This is a genomic window from Actinoplanes ianthinogenes (assembly GCF_018324205.1).
Taxonomy (GTDB): Bacteria; Actinomycetota; Actinomycetes; order Mycobacteriales; family Micromonosporaceae; genus Actinoplanes; species Actinoplanes ianthinogenes.
Window position 1 is genome coordinate 9,691,752 of record NZ_AP023356.1, and the last position, 18,616, is coordinate 9,710,367.

Sequence of the window (18,616 nt, forward strand, 5' to 3'; positions counted from 1 at the left end):
TCAGAACCGGAGGGTCGGATCGTCGTCCGCCCTGGTCACCCGTCCCCGCCGCCAGCGCAGCAGGACGACCAGGCCGCCCAGGACGATCAGAATCCCGAGCCCGGACGCTCCGGTCGCGTACGCCACCGGAACCATGGGCCGAGCAGCGGCCGGAGCCGCCGCCGGGGCGGTGCCCCCACTGAGTTTCTGCGCGCTGCTCGACGGCGCCGGCTGGGCCCCACCCCGTTTACCGGCGCTGTTCACCGCCACGCCGTTCGGCAGCGCCAGATACGGGAACTGACCGCTGAACTGCTGATCGTTCGCGTTCACCCGGTCCCCCGCGGCCAGCGCGTCCACGATCTTCCCGGTCTGCGCCGCACCGACCAGCGCCTGCAACTCGATGTCGACCACGTCGTCGGTCAGCCGCCGCCCGTTCGGGAAGCCCTGGAGGTCCCCGCCGAGCACCCCGAGCCGGTTCGGCTTGTCCGCCACCGGCACCGACAGGTTCAGCCGCAGCTCCTCCGCCGGGACGAACGCCGAGGCCCGTACGTCCTTGTTGTTGAGCTGCGAGTTCAGGTCGGCCTTGATCGGCCCGCCGGCCTTGGTGGTGATCCCGGTCAGGAAGATCTCGGAGAGGTCGTTGCGCGGCGTCTGCGGCGCCGGGATGCCGTAGATCTGCTCGATCAGTTTCGGCACCTCGGGTTCGAGGACCCGCTTGACCAGCGCCGGGGTCTGCGCGTCCTGCCGCGGCTTGCTGGCGTTGAACGCGTCCTTCAGGCCGGCCGGCACGATCACCTCGTTGACCAGCGGCTGCCCCAGCCGGGACACCTGCACCTTGCCGCCGGACTGGCCGCCGCCGGTGATCCGCACCCGGTTGCGCTCGGTGGTCGACCACACGCCGATGACCGGGTTGCGGGTGGCGTCCGCGTTCAGGGCCACGTCCTTGAACGGCACCTGGATCGCGATCGTGTTCACGTTGTACCCGGCGACGGTGTCCTGCCCGGTCTCCGAGAGGTCCCCGCCGTACAGCAGGTCGAAGACCCGCAGGTCCAGGAAGAACGGGTCGTCGGCCTGGCCCGCGAACAGCTTCCAGCCGCCCGGCAGGGTGGTGGTGGCCTGGTCGCGCAGCGTCTTGTAGTCCGGCATGGAAGCCGGGCCGACGCGTGAGGGCGCGACCGGCGCGTCCTCGACCCGGGTCGTGAAGTCCCCGCCGTTGAACGACGACTCCAGGGTGTAAGTCTGCCGGAACAGCAAGTTCTCGTCGTCGATCGAGGTGACCGGGCCGTTGTTGTACAGGAACGTGTCGTTGCCCCGCTTGTCGATGTTCTTGAACTTCCACCGGAACTCGGCGTCCGGCTTCGCGTCACCGTCGTTGTCGACCTTGATGTGGTAGGTCGCGTCGGTCGCGAACGGGTAGAAGTTCGGGCCGCCGTTGGGTTCCTCGAACGGCTGCCAGTTCGCCACGAAGGTGACGTAGCCGGGGCGGTCCGGGCTGACGAAGGCGTACACGTCGGTGTTGTCGATCGCCGGGTCGGCGGCGACCAGGGGCGCCTCGCGGTGGCTCGACGCCGTCGCGGTGCCGGGGCCGAGGCCGTACAACGCGCCGGCCAGCAGCGCGCCGAGGCCGAGGGCGGCGAGGGTGCGGCTGCCAGGTGCTCTGGGACGGTTGACCGTCATGGTGGTTCCTCCCGTGCCGATGTGGAGCTTTGTCGGCCGGGATTCGGGGCCGGCGCCTGCCCGGATGGGCTGCTGTGAACTACCCGACTTCCGGCCATCCGCACGGGCTCCGGCTGCGAATGACTCTGTTCGGGCCGCAGCATGCCGGCCGGGCGCATCGACGTCACTGAAACTGATGCGGCACGGTCCTGAGCTTCCGCGCGGCGGCTCTTCCGGGGCAGGATGGGAGCCGTGGCCCTGGCCGGCGGGGCAGCGCCGGCGCGACGCCGATGGTGGGCGTCCGGAGGTGAAGGCCGTGATGGCGATGACCAGTACACCGATCATCAGCGATTCCGAGGGCGCCGACGCGCTGGCCTCCGACGGTGGCATCGTCACCATCCGGCCGGCCCGGCCCGACGACCGGGGCGCCCTGGCCGCGCTCTACGCCGGAGCGTCCCGGGACAATCTGCTGCTGCGCTTCTTCATCGTGCCGGGCCGGCAGACGATCAGCGCCGAGCTCGACTCGCTGTGCCGCCCCGCGACCCGGGACCGCCTGACGGTCGTCGCCTGGCAGGCCGCCGAGCTGATCGGGGTGGCCTCCTGCGTCCGCCTCGACCACGCCGGCCGGGCTGCCGAGATCGCCGCGTTCGTCGCCGACGAGCACCACGGCCGGGGCATCGGCACGCTGCTGCTGGAGCACCTGGCCGCCCGGGCCCGGTCGGTCGGGATCACCGAGTTCGTCGGCGAGATGCTGCCCGGCAACTCCGGCATGCTCCGGGTGATCAGCGACTTCCACGAGCACGCGCACACGCGGCTCACGGCCGGGTACGTCGACCTGGACATCGACCTGACCGATCACGCCGCGTTCGAACGGGCCGCCGACGCCCGGGACCGGGTCGCCGAGCAGGCGTCGCTGCGCCCGCTGCTGGCGCCCCGCTCGGTGGCGGTGATCGGCGCCGGGCAGCGGCACGGCGGCGCCGGGCACGAGACGCTGCGGGCGCTGCGGGACTACGGGTTCACCGGCCGGCTGTACGCGATCAACCCACCCGGCCGCCCGGTCTGCGGCCTGCCGGCGCACCGCAGCGTCGGCGACCTCCCGGAGGCCGTCGACCTGGCGGTCGTGGCGGTCCGCGCCGACCTGGTGCCGGCCGCGCTCAAGGAGGCCGGGCAGCGCGGGGTGCGCGCCGCGGTCGTGCTCAGCAAGGGTTTCGGCGGCTCCGGGCCGGTCGCCCGGCAGCGCCGCGCCGACGTGCTGCGGACCGCCCGCGAGCACGGCATGCGGCTGGTCGGGCCGGCCAGTATCGGCGTGCTCGGCACCGACCCGCAGGTGCGGCTCAACGCCTGCCTGTCCCCGGTGCGCCCGCCGGCGGGCGGGCTGGCGGTGGCCACCCAGTCCGGGACGGTCGGCATCGCACTGCTGGCGAATGCGGCCCGCAGCGGCTGCGGCATCTCCAGTTTCGTGTCGCTGGGCGACAAGCTCGACGTCAGCGGCAACGATCTGATCGCCTACTGGTACGACGACCCGGCCACCCAGGCCGTCGCGTTCTACCTGGAGTCCTTCGGCAACCCGCGCCGGTTCGCCCGCACCGTCCGCGCGCTGGGCCGCCGCAAGCCGGTCCTCACCCTACAGAGCCCGCGATCGGCCGGGCCGGACGCTCCGGGGCTGGTGGACGCGCTGTTCACCCAGGCCGGCGTCGTCCGGACCACCGGCATCGACGAGATGCTCGACGCCGCCCGGGCACTGATCGGCCAGCCGCCGCCGGCCGGGATGCGACTGGGGATCGTCGGCAACGCGGGCGGGCTGACCGACCTGGCCGTGGCCGGCGCCGAGGCCGCCGGGTTCACCCTGGTCCCGCTGAGCCGGGACACCCGCCGTCAACTGCCGCGCGGCCGGGACAACCCGGTCGACCTCGGGATCGACGCGACCCCGGCGACGATCGCCTCGGCCGCGGAGACCGTGGCGAACAGCGGCGAGGTGGACATCCTGCTCCTGATGATCGTCGGCACCCGGGCGAACTGCTCGGTCGGCACGATGGCCGCGCTCGCCGAGGTCGTCGACAACCATCCGGACGTCACCGTCGCGGCGGTGCTGACCGGCAGCAACGACGACATCCAGCGGTTCGGGACCCGCGGCGCGCCGGTGTATCCGCAGCCGGACCGGGCGATCCGGGCCCTGGCACACGCCGAGCGGTACGCGCGCTGGCAGCGGCAGCCGCTGGGCCGCCGGCCCGATCTGCCCGGGATCGAACCGGCACGGGCCCGGGCCCTGATCGGGCAGGCGCTGGCGACCGGGGCGGGCTGGATGCCGCGGATCCGGGCGGCGGCGGTGCTCCGGGCGTACGGGATCTTCCTGGTCCCGGTCTTCGCGGCCTGGACCGGGGTCGACGCGGTGGACGTCGCCGAACGCCTCGGCTTCCCGGTGGTGGTGCGCTCGGCGGCTCTGCCGCCCGATCGTCCCGGCGTCGTGCGGCGCGACCTGACCAGCGCGGCGGCGGTCCGGTCCGCCTTCGACGTGGTGACCGCGAGCAGCCCCCGACCGGCCGGGGTGCTGATCCAGCGGCAGCTCGCGGCGCCGGTCGAGCTGGCCGCCGGGATCCAGCACGATCCGCTGTTCGGCTCGCTGGTGCGGCTCGGGCTGCGCGGCGGGTGGGCCGGGGACACGGCACGCCTCGTGCCGCTCACCGACCTCGACGCCGGCCGGATGTGGCGGGACCTGCCGGCCGCGTCGCTGTCCGGTGGACGCCGCCAGGCTCCGCTGTTCGACCCGGCCGATCTGGAGGATCTGCTGCTGCGGCTGGGGCGGCTGGCGGAGGACCTTCCGGAGATCGCGGAGCTGCGGCTGGAGCCGGTGTTCGCGGGGCCGGGCGGGATGCTGGTCGCGGACGCCCGGATCCGGATCGCCCCGGTCGGCGCCGAGCCGGACGCGACGCTGCGACGGCTGTCCCCGGCCGTTCCGGCGCCCGTCGCCCCGGCCGCCCCGCCGGGCAAGCCCGGCCGGCCGGAGCGCTCGGTCCGCGGCATCCGCCGAGCCGCTTCCTGACGCGCCACCGCCGCGGCGGCACCCGGAGCGGAATGCGGTCCCGGTGTCCGGAGGTCCCGGACGGCGGTGCGCTCGGCCCTGTCCGCCGGCCCGCCCACGGCGGAGGGTGAGGAGGTGAGCCTGAAGTCGGCACCACGCAAGGAGGGCCGGGACCACTCGGCGGCCCGGCCTGACCGGCACGAGGGGTTCAGTGCCGCTCGGCAGGACGCGCCAGCGCCTCGCGAACCGCGTCGGGAGTGCGCGCGACCGACGCGGTACCGTCGTCGGCGGTGATGATCGGACGCTGGATCAGCGCGGGATGCGCGGCCATCGCCTCCAGCCACCGATCCCGCCCGGCCTCGTCACGCGGCCAGTCCGCGATCCCGAGCTCCGCCGCGACCGGCTCGCCGAACCGGACGATGTGCCACGGGTCCAGCCCGAGCCGGCGCAGCACCTCGCGCAGCTCGTCGGGAGTGGGCGGCTGCTCCAGGTAGTGCCGCACGGTGTACTGCGCCTGCTCGGCGTCGAGGATCGACAGCGCCGAGGCACACTTCGAACATTCGGGGTTGATCCAGATCTCCATCGCTCACCGATGGTAGCGGCGGACCGGCACCGCGTCGGTGAAGTCGACGCCGGCCGGCGGGATCGCCGCGGCTCCCCACTGCGGTCGCGCCGAGTTGATCTCCTGCGACGTTTTCTCGGCGTTCACAGGGGTAACCGAGGTCCAACCGCGCGCCTTCGGTTTCCGTGTCGTCCGACGCGGGCGACCGACGCGACGGCTGAAGATCCGCATTTGGGGTCTTCGACGGCAGGGAAAGGAGCAGGAATGACTACCGGCACTGTGAAGTGGTTCAACGCGGACAAAGGCTTCGGTTTCATCAGCCCTGACGACGGCGGGCCTGATGTCTTCGCCCACTTCTCCGCCATTTCGGCGAGCGGCTACCGCAGCCTGGAGGAGAACCAGAAGGTGGAGTTCGAGATCACCCAGGGCCAGAAGGGCCCGCAGGCGGCGAACATCCGCCCGCTCTGATCCACCGTCGGCGAACGGCGGCCCGCCGGCGGGCCGCCACCAGCCGGCGACCAGCACGATGAGCACCACCGGGGAGGAGTAGCGAACCGCTCAGCTCACCAGGCCACGGCGGTACGCGTACACCACGGCCTGCACCCGGTCGCGCAGGCCGAGCTTGGTGAGGATGCGGGACACGTACGTCTTGACCGTCTCCTGGCTGAGCACCAGCGCCGCGGCGATCTCGCCGTTGGAAAGTCCCTCCGCGAGGAGCCGGAGCACCTCCCGCTCGCGCGGGGTCAGCTCGCCGCCGCCCGGGTCGCTCTCGGCCGGCCGGATCCGGGCCGCGTACCTGCCCACCAGCTGCCGGGTCACCTCCGGGGCGAGCAGCGCGGCACCGGTCGCGACCGTGCGGATGCCGTTGAGCAGCTGCGCCGGCGGGGCGTCCTTGAGGAGGAAGCCGCTGGCGCCCGCGCGCAGCGCCTCATAGACGTACTCGTCGAGGTTGAACGTCGTCACCACGAGAACCTTCACCGGCTCGGGAACCCCGGCGCCGGCGAGCAGGCGGGTCGCCCCGATGCCGTCGAGCACCGGCATCCGCACGTCCATCACCACCACGTCCGGCCGGAGCCGGGCGGCCAGGTCGACCGCCGCGCGCCCATCGCCGCACTCGCCGACGATCTCCATGTCGGGCTGGGCGTCGATGATCGTCGCGAAGCCGGCGCGGATCAGTTCCTGGTCGTCGCAGACCAGCACCCGGATCGGCGCGGTCACGACGGGTTTCCGGCCGGGATCCGGGCCCGCACGAGAAAGCCACCGCCGGCCTGCGCGCTCGCGCTGAAGTCGCCACCGAGGACCGTGACCCGCTCGCGGAGCCCGGCGAGCCCGCGCCCGCTGCCGCCCGGGGACCCGCTGCCGGATCCGGAGCCGTCGGTGCTGATCTCCACGGTCGTCTGCCCCTGCCCATGGTGAATGTGCACTCTTGTCCGGCTGCCATGTGCGTGCTTCAACGCATTGGTCAGCGCCTCCTGCACCACCCGGTACGCCGTCACCTCGGTGCTGCCGGTGGCCGCCGGCGGCGTCCCGTCCTGGACGAACTCGACCGGCTGCCCCGCCTGCCGGGTCTGGGCGACGAGGGTGCCCAGGTCGCCGGCGGAGGGCGTACGCGGGTCGTCGGTCCGGTGATCGGGGTTGAGCAGGTCGAGCAGCTGCCGCAGGTCGCCGACGGCCCGGCGGCCGGTATCGGTGATCGCGGTCAAGGTCTGGTCCAGCCGGTCCGGGGCACCCGTCAGGTAGCGTGCCGCCTCGGCCTGCACGACCATCGCGGTCACGTGGTGGGTGACGACGTCGTGCAGCTCGCGGGCGATGCGCGTGCGTTCCGCGGCCCGGGTGACCTCCTCGACCTGGCGGCGGCGTTCCGCCTCGGCGGTCCGGTTCTGGCGCAGCCACGCCCCGATGCCCCACGCCGACGCCAGCAGCAGGTAGAAGGTGGTGAACCCGACGACGCCCTCACCCGAGCCGAGCCGGTCGAGGGCGATCGCCAGCAGCAGGTACGCCGCCGAGCCGAGACCCACGACGGCCCAGCGGCGCTGTTCTGCGTAGGCGCCCGCGCTGACCAGCGCGACGGCCAGACCGGCACCCGCGACGGTGTGGTAGCTGCGGACCTGGTCGACCACGAAGCCGAGCGACACGAGCGCGAGGCAGACGGCCGGCCACCGGCGGCGTACGGCCAGCGGCAGGCACTCCAGGGCGATGACAACGGCAGTCAGCGTGTCGTACGGGCGGGCCGGCAGGTCGCCGAGCTGGGTACCGTGCCGCTCCAGCGCCGGAACCACCGCCAGGAGAGCGAAGGCGAGGGCGAGCGGCAGATCCCGGACCGTGGTCGGCAACCGCCGCCACCGGTCCGGGAGCCTCCGGAGCTGGATCACGGGGCGACTGTAGCGGTTGCCGGGGCCTGCGCCGCACGGCCGCGGCGCGGGACGAGGTGCCCGCGGCGCTTGGCCAGCCACAGGAACACCACGGTCAGCACCACGCCGGCCAGCACCGCGCACAGGCTGCCCTCCGGCCCGAAGGCGCCACCGCTGAGCGCGACCGGCCCCGACGTGGAGGCTTCGAGCAGGCCCTTCGACTCGCCGTTACCCGAGACCACGACACTGAAGATGCCGCCGGCGGCGAAGTTCCAGCCGAAGTGCAGACCGATCGGGACCCACAGGTTCCGGGTGGCGGCGTAGCAGGCGGCCAGCATGAATCCGGCCTCGATCGCGATGGCGGTCGCCCCCCACAGCGTCGCGTCCGGGTTGGCCAGGTGCATCGCGCCGAACACCACGCCGGTCAGGGCGAGGGCGATCCAGGTGCCCGTCCGCTCCTCGATGATCCGGAACAGCACGCCCCGGAACAGCAGTTCCTCGCTGACGGCAGCGGCCGCCATGAACCCGAGCAGCCCCAGCGCTCCGGCCGGCGAGCCCCAGCCCTCGACGTGGTAGCCGCCGAGGAACGCGATGGTGGCGATGACGGCCCCGAACATGGCGAAGCCGAGGAGCGTCCCGCGGCACAGCTTCCCGCCCCAGCCGTCCCGGCCGAGCTCGGCCGGCTCCCGGCGCTCGGTGCGCCGCACGACCCACCGGTAGACGACCACGCCCAGCACGGCCGTCCCGGCGCCGATCACCAGCGTGAGCAGGAAGTTGCCCTCGACGGCGGCGGCGCTCTGCCCGCCGACCAGGGCGACGGCGGCGACGGCCAGCAGCTGTTTGACGAATCGCATGGTGCCTCCTTCGCAAGCCGCGACCGGAACGGCGCGGCACGAAAGAAACCTATGGATTTGCGCCGCCACAATCGTCACCGTGCGGTGGACACTTGCCGGTAGCTCGCACGGGGGACACGGGGGTGTCACCAGTAGTACCTGCCCTGTCCGGACGGGCCACCAGGAGGCCGCGGCCTGGCGCGCCGTGACACCCGGGCGTGCGCCGCACGTGTCCGGCCGTCCCGTGCGACGATGACCGTGATCACCAAGGCGAGGAGGACTCATGAAAGCGTTCCGGCAAGCGGTCGAGGCCCGTGACCTGGCGGCGATCGAGGCGCTGCTCGCCGAGGACGTGGTCTTCATCAGCCCGGTCGCGTTCCAGCCCTACCCGGGCAAGGCGATGACCGCCGCCATCCTGCGCGGCGTGCTGCGGGTCTTCGAGGATTTCCGGTACGTCAGCGAGCTGGCCGGCGCGGACGATCGGGACCACGCGCTGGTGTTCGAGACCAAGGTCGGCGGCAAGGACATCACCGGCTGCGACTTCATCCACCTCGACGACGACGGCCTGATCGACCGGTTCATGGTGATGGTCCGGCCGCTGTCCGGCGCGCAGGCGCTGGCCGAGGCGATGAACGCCCAGTTCGACCAGATTCGCCGGGAGGCGACCCAGCGCTGAGGCCGCTAATCTGAGCGCACCTGGGGAGGTGCGATGGCGCGGCGCGCGTGGCAGGCGGCTCGGGCGGTGATCGCCGTCGCGGCCGTCACCATGGCCCTGGCGGCCTGCGGCTCCACCGACGATCCGAAACCGTCGTCGTCGATGCCGGTGAGCGGCACCGCCACGCTGGAGATCGGCGGGCGGCAGGTCACCGTGCACGTCCCGGCCTCCTACGATCCCGCCCGGCCCGCGCCGCTGCTCGTCGCGCTGCACGGCTACACGTCGTACGGGAAGCAGATGGAGCAGTACATGGGGCTGACCGCCGAGTCGGATCGGCGGGGCTTCGTCTACGCCTATCCGGACGGTCTGGTCGACAGCCGCGGCGCGAACTTCTGGAACGCCACCGACGCTTGCTGCGACTTCTTCCATCAGCAACCCGACGACTCCGGCTACCTCAGCGGGCTCATCACCACCCTTGAGGGCACGTACCGGATCGACCGCGCCCGCGTCTATCTGATCGGGCACTCCAACGGCGGGTTCATGTCGTTCCGGATGGCCTGCGAGCACGCCGACCAGGTGACCGCGATCGTCTCCCTCAACGCCGCCACCTGGAACGACGCCGCCCGGTGCCGGCCGTCCGAGCCGGTGAGCGTGCTCGCGATCCACGGCAGCGCCGACGAGACCATCGCCTTCGAGGGCGGGCTCAACAACGGCGTCGCGTACCCGTCGGCGGATGCCACGGTCACCCAGTGGCGGGGCTACGACGGGTGCGGCGCGGACGGCCGCGACGGCCCGAAACTCGACCTGATCGCCAGCCTGCCGGGCGCTGAGACGTCGGTCCGCACCTATTCGTCGGGCTGCGCCGGCGGCTCGACCGTGCAGGCGTGGACCATGACCGGCGGCTCCCACGTGCCGCAGCTGACCGCCGCCTTCGCGCCGGCCGTCACGGACTTCCTGCTGTCCCAGGTCAAACCCGCCCGGTGAGCCCGCCGCGGAGGGTCCGCAGGCGCTGCTCGTACTCCATGGTGGAGCGCACGCCGCGCGGCGGACAGGGCCGGATGGCCCGGGTCGAACGCAACGCCGGTCCAAGAATGCGCGTGCCCACGCCCTGCGGGATGTCCGGTCGTCCGGGCGCCGCGCCGCTTGCCCCAGCCGTACGCCTGCTCTCCGCTTCTCGTCACCACCCGGCTTCCGGCCCCGCGGAGCAGGGCCATCGGCCCTGTTGCCTCCGCCGCCACCGGCGTCCGATGAAGAGAGACGGAGAAGGAGGCCCGCATCATGCGCGACACGAAGATCGTCATCGGATTCGGCGGGTCGCCCGCCGCACAGGCAGCGCCGGCCCGGGCCCTGGAGATTCACACCGAGGCCGCCCCGGCAGGAGGCCGGTCATGAGGGCCCGGCCCGGGGACCGGATCGTGATCGACCCGGCCGGCCTGAACGGCCGGCCCCGGGTCGGCATCGTCACGGGCGTCGGTCATCAGGACGGCTATCCGCCGTACCGCGTGCACTGGCTGGACCTCGGGCACACCACCCTGCTGTTCCCGGGCCTGGGCGCACACATCGAACCGGGGAACATCCGAATCAGGGAGACATGAACGACCATCTGATCGTCGTCGGGGTGGACGGTTCCGAGAGCGGCCACCGCACCCTGCACGGCGGATCAGCCGCCAGAGGTGAATCGCTGCCGGCGTTCGTGCGGCACGGTAGGTTGACGGTCAGGTGTGCCGGGAAGCCTGGTCGGCGGTGTTCTTGCCGTGCCCTGGTGAAGGAGTTCCGTGACCGACACACCCTCTCGTCCGCGCCGTTTCCTGTTCGGCCGGGGCAGCTGGCCGGAGACCCGCCGCATCGGTGACGTGCTGCGCACCGAGACCGTCGGCGGCGCGCTGTTGCTGGGCGCCGCGGTGCTGGCCCTGCTGTGGGCCAACTCGCCGTGGGCGCCCGCCTATCAGGATCTCGGCGCGTTCGCGATCGGTCCGCACGCTCTCCACCTGCATCTGACGCTCGCCCAGTGGGCTGCCGACGGCCTGCTGGCGATCTTCTTCTTCGTCGCCGGCCTGGAGCTCAAACGCGAGTTCGTCGCCGGTGACCTGCGCGATCCGCGCCGGGCGATCATGCCGGTCGCGGCGGCCGTCGGCGGTATGGCCGTCCCGGCGCTGGTGTACACGGCGATCAACGCCCGCGCGGCCGGCGGCGCACTGTCCGGCTGGGCGGTGCCGACCGCCACCGACATCGCGTTCGCACTCGCCGTGCTCGGTGTCATCGCCACCCACCTGCCCGCCGCGCTCCGCACGTTCTTGCTGACCCTCGCCGTCGTCGACGACCTGCTCGCGATCGTCATCATCGCGGTGTTCTACACCAGCTCGCTGCATCTGCTGCCACTGCTGGCCGCCCTTCTCCCGCTGGGCCTGTTCGCGGTGCTGGTGCAGCGCCGGGTGCGGTCCTGGTGGCTGCTGCTGCCGCTGGCCGCGGCGACCTGGACGCTGGTGCACGCCTCCGGGATCCACGCCACCGTCGCGGGTGTGCTGCTCGGCTTCATGGTTCCGGTCGGGCGCCGCTCCCACGGGCCGGGGCCCGGCTTGGCGGAGCACTTCGAGCACCGGTGGCGGCCGCTGTCGGCCGGGGTGGCGGTGCCGGTGTTCGCGTTCTTCGCCGCCGGGGTGTCGCTGTCCGGCGCCGGCGGGCTCGCCGCCACCCTGCGCGACCCGGTGACCGTCGGCGTCGTCGCCGGACTGGTGCTCGGCAAGTGCGCCGGGGTGCTGGCCACGACCTGGGTGGTCGGGCGGGCCACCCGGGCCTCCCTCGGCGACGGGGTGAGCTGGTGGGACGTGCTCGGGCTGTCGCTGCTGGCCGGGATCGGATTCACCGTGTCGCTGCTGATCGGGGAACTGGCCTTCGGCACCGGCAGCGAGAAGGACGAGCACGCCCGCATCGGGATCCTGGCCGGGTCGCTGATCGCCGCCCTGCTGGCCGCGGCGGTCCTGCGCATCCGCAACCGACACTACCGCCGGATCTGCGCGGCCGAGGAGCTCGACTCGGACGCCGACGGCGTACCCGACGTGTACCAACAGGATTCTGTCTCGTAGCCACGGCACTCCCGACTGCGGCTTTGATCGCTCCGGCGCGACGATAAGCTTTCGTCGTTGTCTCGATGCCGGGCGGAGGTCGCATGGTGAGCGACGCTGAGTCGGCGCCGCAAGCACGGCCTGGAGCCCCGGGTGAGAGCGCCGCTGTCGTGCCGGACGCGGCGTGGGCGGCACGTCTGCTGGCGGAGAGCGACAACGGGATCTTCCTCGCGGACGAGGACGGTGTCGTGATCCAGGTCAACGAAGCCTGGACCAGGATCGTCGGTTTCGGGCGGGAGGGCATCCCGTACACCCCGCCCTATCCGTGGTGGCCGGACGCGGCCGAGGACCCGGCCTCGCGCGCCCGGCTGGCCGGCGCGTTGGACGACCTGCTGGGTGCCGGCAGCGGCACCTATGAGGTGCCGGTCCGTCACCGGCTGGGCCACCCGGTGTGGGTGTCGGTCTCCGCCGCCTCGGTCTCGGATCCCGACACCGGACGGCGGCTGCTGGTGGGCACCGTCCGCGACGTCACCGAACAGCGGGCCGTGCAGCGCCGCCAGCAACTCGCCGTCGAGCTCTCGCAACGCCTGAACGAGGCGTCGGAAGTCGACGAGGTTCTCGGGCTGCTGACCGGCACCCTCGGCGAGATGCTCGACGCCGAGGTCTATCTCGCCGACCACGACGGCGAGACGATTGCGCAGGTGATCACCGCTGGCGGGACCGTCCCTGCCTCGGCCGTCCCGTCCGAGGTGCTTGCCGGGCTGATGCTGCCGGAACCCGAGCCCCACACCGCGGACCCCTTACCGGGTGTGCAGGCACGCATCCTGACCGGCACGCGCCGGTGGCGGGTGTGGATAGCCTTCGCGCGGCAGCACCGGGTCACGGGAGAGGAGCACCTCATTCTCGGGCTGGCCGCGACAGCCGCCGGTCAGGCCCTCCAGCGCCTGGAGACCCGGGATGAACAGCGGCAGGTGACCGATCGGTTGCGGTCGGCGGTGGCGGACGCCACCGAGCAGGCGCGCGTCTGGCAGGTCGAGGCGGCCGCCCGGGCGGAGCAGATCCGTGCCGAGCGCCGGTTCCTTTCCCTGGTGGAGGCCACCAACACGGTGATCTGGTCGCGCGGCCCGGACGGCATGATCACTCAGCCGCAGCCGGCTCTCGCCGATTTCACCGGGCAACCGTGGCCGCAGCACGGGGGAACCGGCTGGCTGCGCATGGTTCACCCGGATGACCGTGACCACGTCGCTCGGGCCTTCGGCGACGCCACCGGCAACGGCACGCCGGTCGAGGTGCGCTACCGGTTGCGCCACGCTCTCAGTGATTCCTACCGCCACGTCGTCGGCAGGGCCGCGGCCATCCGTGACGAGCACGGCGACGTCATGGAGTGGCTGGGCACGATCACCGACGTCCACGGGCAGGTCGAGGCGGAGGAGGCGGTACGCCGGACCACCGCCATCATCGACGCGATCCTGCAGCAGGCGCCCGTCGGTATCGGATGGGCCGGCCTCGATCTGCGGCTGCGGCACGTCAACCCGGCGCTCGCCCGGATCAACGGCCTGCCGGCCGAGGCGCATCTCGGGCAGCGTCCCTCCGATCTGTGGGGTGGGGACGGCCGGCGTATCGAGGACCTGATGCGCACGGTGATGACGGACGGGCCGATCAACGGTGTCGAGTTCGTCGCCCCCGAGCCGGACACCGGGCTGGTACGCCATCGCGTGGCCAGCTATTTCCCGATTCGTATCGCCGGTTCGGCCGAGGACGTCGGTATCGGGTTCACCGTCGTGGACGTCACCGAACGGACTCGCCTGCTGCAGGCCCTGGGCGAGCAGCGCACCCGGTTCCAGCGGCTGGTGGACACCGACGTCCTCGCCGTGTTCGGCGGCGTCGACGAGTCGATCACCGAGGCCAACGACGCGTTCCTCGGCATGCTGGGATACCGCCGCGCCGACCTGGAACTGGGCCGGCTGCGCTGGCCGGAACTCACCCCGCCCGGCTGGGAGGAGGCCGACCAGCGCTCGCTCGCCGAACTCGCCGCCACCGGCCGGTCGAGCGCCTTCCCGAAGGAGTACCTGCACGCCGACGGGCGACGGGTGCCGGTTCTCGTCGGCGTGGTGGCACTCGGTCACGCCCCGCTGCGGTGGCTGGCATACGCCGCCGACCTGACCGCCGAACGGTCGGCGCAGGCCGAGTCCCGGCTGTTCCAGGCCCTGGTGGAACGCACCGGTGACCTGGTCGCCGTCGCCCGGGCCGACGGATCGCTGCGCTACGTCAATCCCGCCGGCCTGCGGATGACGGACCGCGCCGCAGCGCCTGAACGGCTCACCGACCTGGTCGGCGCGCCGATGCCGAGGCCCGAGGCCGCGGACGGGCGTGCGCCGGCATCGCCGGTCGTACCGCAGCGTGCCGTTCGCGCCCTTCCCCCGGGCCGGGGCGAGACGCCCGTCGAGGTCGATCTGCAGGCGTTCAGCGTGGCCGGCGACTCCGCGGCCACGGGACACCTCGCCGTCGTGGCGCGGGACGTCACCGACCGGCAGCGGACCCTGCGTCAGGCCGAGGCCCTGGCCCGGTTCGCCAGTGCACTGAGCGCCGCCACCGATCCTGCCGACGTCACCACCGCGGTGGGTACGCTCCTGCCCGCCATAGTCGACGGTGCTTCGGCCACCTGGATCCCCGCCACCTCCGGTTCACCGGCGGCGGGTGACGACCCGATCAGCGCGACGGTGTTCACGATGCCGGTGCTGCGCGAGGGCTCTCCCGCGGGGTCGGTGCTCGTGCGCTGGACCCGGCCCGTGGAGGTCGATGCCCGGATGCGCAGCGTGCTCCGGACCGTGGCCGACCTCATCGGTCAGGCGCTGCAACGCACCGGCCTGCTGACGGCGGTCGCCGGCATGGCGACCCTCTCGGCCCGCCTCAGCGTCACCCGTACGCCCGACGAGGCGATCACGGTGATGCTCGAGTCCGTTCCCGCCGCTCTGGGCACCACCATGTGCGGTCTGCTCGTGCGGGAGCAGGGCAACCGGCTGCGGCTGTACGGGCCCGGTCTGCCGGACCCCCTCGCCGCCGCGTACACCCGCCCCGACCTCGACGATCCGCAGCCGATCGTGGAGACGCTGCGCACCGGGCAGCGGATTCTGCTGCCCGACCGGGCCGCCTTCCGTGCCCGATACCCCGGCCTGTCCGACCTGGTCGCCGAGCACGGCATCGTCAGCACCGTGGTTCTGCCCCTGCACGACTCGCAAGGCCGCACGGTTGCCGCCCTGGGTCTGGGCTGGACGTATCCGCAGCAGTTCGCCACGGCCGACGTGACCCGGCTCGACACCGTCGCCGACGTCTGCGAACAGACGCTGGAACGGACTCGGCTGGTCGCCACCGAACACCAGCTCATCACGCGGCTGGCCACCCGCCTGCATCCGGCTTCCGCCGTCGTGCCCGACGAACTGGACATCGCCGTACGGTATCGCCCGGCACTGTCCGGCCTCGAACTCGGCGGCGACTGGTACGACCTGATCAACCTGTCCGCGGGACGCCTGGCCGTCGTCGTCGGTGACGTGGTCGGCCACCACATCGACGCGGCAGCCGACATGGCCCAGCTGCGGACCGTCATCAACACCCTCATCCGGCTCGAGGTGCCGCTGGACGACCTGTTCGCCCGCTTCACCGCGCTGGTCGGGCGAGGCTTCTGGGGTACGGCCGTCGTGCTCGTGCTGGATCCTGCGCAACAGCGAGCCGACATCGTCCGAGCCGGTCATCCGCACCCCGTCCTGCTCGGCCCCGGCACCACGCCGACCGCGGTCGCCACCGATCGCACCCCACCACTGGGGATGGTGACCCGGCCCATCCCGGTCACCTCGGTGCCGTTCCCCCCGGGCGCCGCCCTGCTCGCGTACACCGACGGCCTCGTCGAACGCCGCGAGGAGGACTACGACGACGGCATCCGCGACCTGCACGCCCTCCTGGCCGGCACACCGGCCGACGCACGAGCCGACGACATCGCCGACGCCGTCCTGGCCGCGGCACTCGCCGGCGAAGACGATCAAGCCCTCGTCATGGTCCGCCACCATCCCCGGAGGCAGGGCCAGGACACCGGCCTCCGGATCCCCTTCACCGAGCAGACCATCGCCGGGCTGCGCCGAGTCGTGCGGGACGCGGCGGAGACCGCCGGACTGACTCCGGAGCGGGCCGAGGACTTCACCATCGCGGTGTACGAGTTGCTCACCAACGCTGTCCGGCACGGCGGCGGCCGAGGCCGGCTACGTCTGCGCCGGACGGCCACAGGCGTGGAATGCGAGGTCCAGGACGACGGGACCCACGGCGCCGACACCGAGGCCAAGGACCGTCGTCCCGATCTGGACTCGCCGGGTGGACGCGGGCTCTGGCTGGCCGGTCATCTCGTCGACGACCTGCGCCTGAAACCGGCCCGATCCGGCGGTCTCGTCGTTTCCCTGACCATGCTGCTCGCCACACCGTGAGCTCGCCACGGCGGGTTCCCGAGACGAAGCTCACCGCATAGCAGCCGGGATCAGGGAGAACACTCGCCCGATTCGCTCAGACGGCCAGGTGCCGCTCTGACCGAGCGGTTCATCTGTCCCGTCGCTGGTCCCACCGACAGATGACGCTGCGCCGGGGACAGATAGATATCCACGATGGACGTCGGCGGTCGCCGGACCGCCGCTAATTCGTCGAGAGGATGCCGTCGATGAACCGACGCAGATTGCTGACCCTTCCCCTGCTGGGGGCGGCCGCCGCCGGGACGGGTGCGCTGAGTCTTCCCGGCGCGGCCCTCGCCGCACCGGTGAAGATCCCGCTGGTCTGGCAGACGCAGCTGCAGGACAACTGGTGCGGGCCGGCGTCCCTGCGCATAGCGTCCTCCGCTTGGTACGACGAAGACGACATGCCCGGCCAGAGAGAGCTCGCGAACCAGATCGGCACCGACTCGAACGGCAGCACCCGATACCAGATGCTGTACGGCACGGAATACATCTTCGGGCGGTACACCTACGAGCTCGAGGACGTCGAGGACGAGGGCGGACTGCGCAGCTCTCGCGATTTGCGCGAGGAGTTCTGGCGCCGGATCGAGAAAAGTATCAGCGAATGGACGCCGCCGATCGTGAACGTGGTGGTGCCGGCAAACAGCCGGTACAAGCCGGATGACTGGACCAACGACCACACCATCGACCACTGGTTCGTCATCTACGGCTACGAGCCCACGAACCGCATCGTCTACATCCTCGACCCGGCTTCGACGTGGCCCGGGTACGACCCGGATCCCACGTACGGCATCCGCTTCGATTACCTGTGCCAGCTCGTGATGAAGGCATACCTGTACGCATTCTGAGCTTTTGAGGTCAGGCTGCGGACGCGGGAGCAACCTCGACTCCGGAAGCTCAGTAAAATGACCCCGGTCGATGAGCTGGGGGTGATCGGGGTGGACGGAAAGGATCCGTGGTGGCAACGGGTCGACGAGGCGGCGCAACTTCTCGTCTCGACGGTGAACGCGGCCGCTACGAAGGCCGGCCGGGACGGCGTCTACACGCCGCCGCCCGGCCGGCCGGTCCCCCGCCGCCCGCGCCGTCCGGCATCGTTGCGGCACCTCGCCGAGGTGATCCGTACCCATCGGATGGCACCCAGCCTGGCTGTCGACAAGGACATTGTCGGCGGCGTCCTCGCCGGTGACCTGCGATACCTGACCGATCCGGTGGCGGTGGTGGCGGTCGCTCGGGCGGCGCACCACATCACCGGAAGCACGTTCGGCGACGACGACGTCCGGCGTCTCACCGTCGCGGTCGAGCACCTGAACATTCTGATCGCCCAGGCGAGGGAGGCCGACCTCCGTGCCCCGGCCCTGCTGCCCGTCCCGCGCGCGTCGCCTGGCCTGATCGTGAACGCCAGAGCCGTTCCCCGGCCGCCGGAGCGGCGCCGCCGGGTGCCGGTGCGCGGCGTCGTGGCGGTGGGTGCGGTGGCCGCAGTGGCAGGTGGCTTGGCGCTGACGCTTGCCTGGCCGAAGGAGGATCACGCCTGCCGGGAGGGTGCCACCGGCGACGAGATCATCACCGACGCCTCCACGGTCTTCGACGACGACCAAGCCACCCGGCTCAGCCCCACGCTGGACTTCGACGCGATGAACGGATCCGCCCGCTACGCCAGCCATCAGGGCCGCATCTACTACTGGGGCCGGGCCGGTTCCGACGACGCCACTCCGCACGCCGGCGGCACCCGCGTCCGGTGGAGGATCGCGGACGGGCCGTGGCACAGCTGCGCGACGCCGCTGCCGCTGGCGGAACGAGGCTACGTCCACTCCCCGGCCGTCTCGACCACGATCGGCGGCCAGCCGGTGACGATCCAGGTCTGCCTCTGGCGCGACGAGCCGAACCGGGAGAACTGCACGACGGAGATAGCCACCGGCTGATCCAGGCGTCGATCACAGCCGGATCGAACCGGGCGGTACGAGCCATGTGGCCCTTGCCGACCACGGGAACGCCTTGTTTGCCTCGGAGGGGTC

Annotated in this window: 15 protein-coding genes; 9 read left to right on the forward strand and 6 right to left on the reverse strand. The window is 72.2% G+C overall.

What is annotated here, in order from left to right:
* A complete protein-coding gene (locus Aiant_RS44305; RefSeq protein WP_189335520.1) occupies nucleotides 1-1,656 on the reverse strand; it encodes a DUF4331 domain-containing protein in 1,656 nt (551 codons plus the stop codon).
* Nucleotides 1,657-1,960: 304 nt separating this feature from the next.
* Here Aiant_RS44305 and Aiant_RS44310 point away from each other — a divergent pair, with 304 nt between their 5' ends.
* Nucleotides 1,961-4,675 carry a bifunctional acetate--CoA ligase family protein/GNAT family N-acetyltransferase gene (locus tag Aiant_RS44310; protein ID WP_189335519.1) on the forward strand — a complete coding sequence of 905 codons (2,715 nt, stop codon included), beginning with the start codon at nucleotides 1,961-1,963 and terminating at the stop codon, nucleotides 4,673-4,675.
* Between the two features lie 187 nt (nucleotides 4,676-4,862).
* Here the strand turns inward: Aiant_RS44310 and Aiant_RS44315 are convergent, their stop codons facing one another.
* Both Aiant_RS44315 and Aiant_RS46825 read right to left on the reverse strand, forming a co-directional pair.
* The gene (locus tag Aiant_RS44315) at nucleotides 4,863-5,237 is read right to left on the reverse strand and encodes an ArsC/Spx/MgsR family protein (protein ID WP_189335518.1); all 375 of its coding nucleotides are present in this window, start codon (nucleotides 5,235-5,237) and stop codon (nucleotides 4,863-4,865) included.
* A 3-nt stretch (nucleotides 5,238-5,240) separates the two neighbouring features.
* Complete coding sequence (locus Aiant_RS46825) at nucleotides 5,241-5,363, reverse strand: hypothetical protein (protein WP_268248854.1); 123 nt, start codon at nucleotides 5,361-5,363, stop codon at nucleotides 5,241-5,243.
* 117 nt (nucleotides 5,364-5,480) lie between these two features.
* Between Aiant_RS46825 and cspE the strand changes: the two genes are divergently transcribed.
* Nucleotides 5,481-5,684 carry a transcription antiterminator/RNA stability regulator CspE gene (gene cspE / locus Aiant_RS44320; protein WP_189335517.1) on the forward strand — a complete coding sequence of 68 codons (204 nt, stop codon included), beginning with the start codon at nucleotides 5,481-5,483 and terminating at the stop codon, nucleotides 5,682-5,684.
* A 90-nt stretch (nucleotides 5,685-5,774) separates the two neighbouring features.
* Here cspE and Aiant_RS44325 read toward each other — a convergent pair whose 3' ends face one another.
* From Aiant_RS44325 to Aiant_RS44335, 3 genes are read right to left on the reverse strand one after another with little or no spacing between them, the layout of a single operon-like run.
* Nucleotides 5,775-6,434 carry a response regulator gene (locus Aiant_RS44325; RefSeq protein ID WP_189335516.1) on the reverse strand — a complete coding sequence of 220 codons (660 nt, stop codon included), beginning with the start codon at nucleotides 6,432-6,434 and terminating at the stop codon, nucleotides 5,775-5,777.
* Complete coding sequence (locus tag Aiant_RS44330) at nucleotides 6,431-7,588, reverse strand: sensor histidine kinase (protein WP_189335515.1); 1,158 nt, start codon at nucleotides 7,586-7,588, stop codon at nucleotides 6,431-6,433. Before Aiant_RS44330 ends, Aiant_RS44325 begins: the two co-directional genes overlap by 4 nt.
* Nucleotides 7,585-8,421 carry a CPBP family intramembrane glutamic endopeptidase gene (locus tag Aiant_RS44335; RefSeq protein ID WP_189335514.1) on the reverse strand — a complete coding sequence of 279 codons (837 nt, stop codon included), beginning with the start codon at nucleotides 8,419-8,421 and terminating at the stop codon, nucleotides 7,585-7,587. Before Aiant_RS44335 ends, Aiant_RS44330 begins: the two co-directional genes overlap by 4 nt.
* 262 nt (nucleotides 8,422-8,683) lie before the next feature.
* On the opposite strand from Aiant_RS44335, the gene Aiant_RS44340 reads away from it, so the two are divergent.
* From Aiant_RS44340 to Aiant_RS44370, 7 genes are all read left to right on the forward strand, one after another.
* Complete coding sequence (locus Aiant_RS44340; protein WP_189335513.1) at nucleotides 8,684-9,076, forward strand: nuclear transport factor 2 family protein; 393 nt, start codon at nucleotides 8,684-8,686, stop codon at nucleotides 9,074-9,076.
* 33 nt (nucleotides 9,077-9,109) lie between these two features.
* Entirely contained in the window at nucleotides 9,110-10,039 is a 930-nt protein-coding gene (locus Aiant_RS44345; protein ID WP_189335512.1) for a CE1 family esterase, read from the forward strand.
* Nucleotides 10,040-10,443: 404 nt separating this feature from the next.
* Nucleotides 10,444-10,650, forward strand: coding sequence for a DUF1918 domain-containing protein (locus Aiant_RS44350; RefSeq protein WP_189335511.1), 207 nt, complete (start codon nucleotides 10,444-10,446; stop codon nucleotides 10,648-10,650).
* Nucleotides 10,651-10,830: 180 nt separating this feature from the next.
* The gene (nhaA, locus tag Aiant_RS44355; RefSeq protein WP_189335510.1) at nucleotides 10,831-12,138 is read left to right on the forward strand and encodes a Na+/H+ antiporter NhaA; all 1,308 of its coding nucleotides are present in this window, start codon (nucleotides 10,831-10,833) and stop codon (nucleotides 12,136-12,138) included.
* Between the two features lie 83 nt (nucleotides 12,139-12,221).
* Nucleotides 12,222-16,586: a PAS domain S-box protein gene (locus tag Aiant_RS44360; protein WP_189335509.1), complete on the forward strand. Its 4,365-nt coding sequence runs from the start codon at nucleotides 12,222-12,224 to the stop codon at nucleotides 16,584-16,586.
* 227 nt (nucleotides 16,587-16,813) lie between these two features.
* The gene (locus Aiant_RS44365; protein WP_189335508.1) at nucleotides 16,814-17,452 is read left to right on the forward strand and encodes a C39 family peptidase; all 639 of its coding nucleotides are present in this window, start codon (nucleotides 16,814-16,816) and stop codon (nucleotides 17,450-17,452) included.
* A 57-nt stretch (nucleotides 17,453-17,509) separates the two neighbouring features.
* Complete coding sequence (locus Aiant_RS44370; protein ID WP_189335507.1) at nucleotides 17,510-18,523, forward strand: hypothetical protein; 1,014 nt, start codon at nucleotides 17,510-17,512, stop codon at nucleotides 18,521-18,523.
* Nucleotides 18,524-18,616 lie beyond the last annotated feature (93 nt).

Coding starts and splice junctions, on each gene's coding strand:
- Aiant_RS44305 (WP_189335520.1), bottom strand. CDS start 1,656: ATGACGGTCAACCGTCCCAGAGCACCTGGCAGCCGCACCCTCGCCGCC.
- Aiant_RS44310 (WP_189335519.1), top strand. CDS start 1,961: ATGACCAGTACACCGATCATCAGCGATTCCGAGGGCGCCGACGCGCTG.
- Aiant_RS44315 (WP_189335518.1), bottom strand. CDS start 5,237: ATGGAGATCTGGATCAACCCCGAATGTTCGAAGTGTGCCTCGGCGCTG.
- cspE (WP_189335517.1), top strand. CDS start 5,481: ATGACTACCGGCACTGTGAAGTGGTTCAACGCGGACAAAGGCTTCGGT.
- Aiant_RS44335 (WP_189335514.1), bottom strand. CDS start 8,421: ATGCGATTCGTCAAACAGCTGCTGGCCGTCGCCGCCGTCGCCCTGGTC.
- Aiant_RS44340 (WP_189335513.1), top strand. CDS start 8,684: ATGAAAGCGTTCCGGCAAGCGGTCGAGGCCCGTGACCTGGCGGCGATC.
- Aiant_RS44345 (WP_189335512.1), top strand. CDS start 9,110: ATGGCGCGGCGCGCGTGGCAGGCGGCTCGGGCGGTGATCGCCGTCGCG.
- Aiant_RS44350 (WP_189335511.1), top strand. CDS start 10,444: ATGAGGGCCCGGCCCGGGGACCGGATCGTGATCGACCCGGCCGGCCTG.
- Aiant_RS44360 (WP_189335509.1), top strand. CDS start 12,222: ATGGTGAGCGACGCTGAGTCGGCGCCGCAAGCACGGCCTGGAGCCCCG.
- Aiant_RS44365 (WP_189335508.1), top strand. CDS start 16,814: ATGAACCGACGCAGATTGCTGACCCTTCCCCTGCTGGGGGCGGCCGCC.
- Aiant_RS44370 (WP_189335507.1), top strand. CDS start 17,510: ATGACCCCGGTCGATGAGCTGGGGGTGATCGGGGTGGACGGAAAGGAT.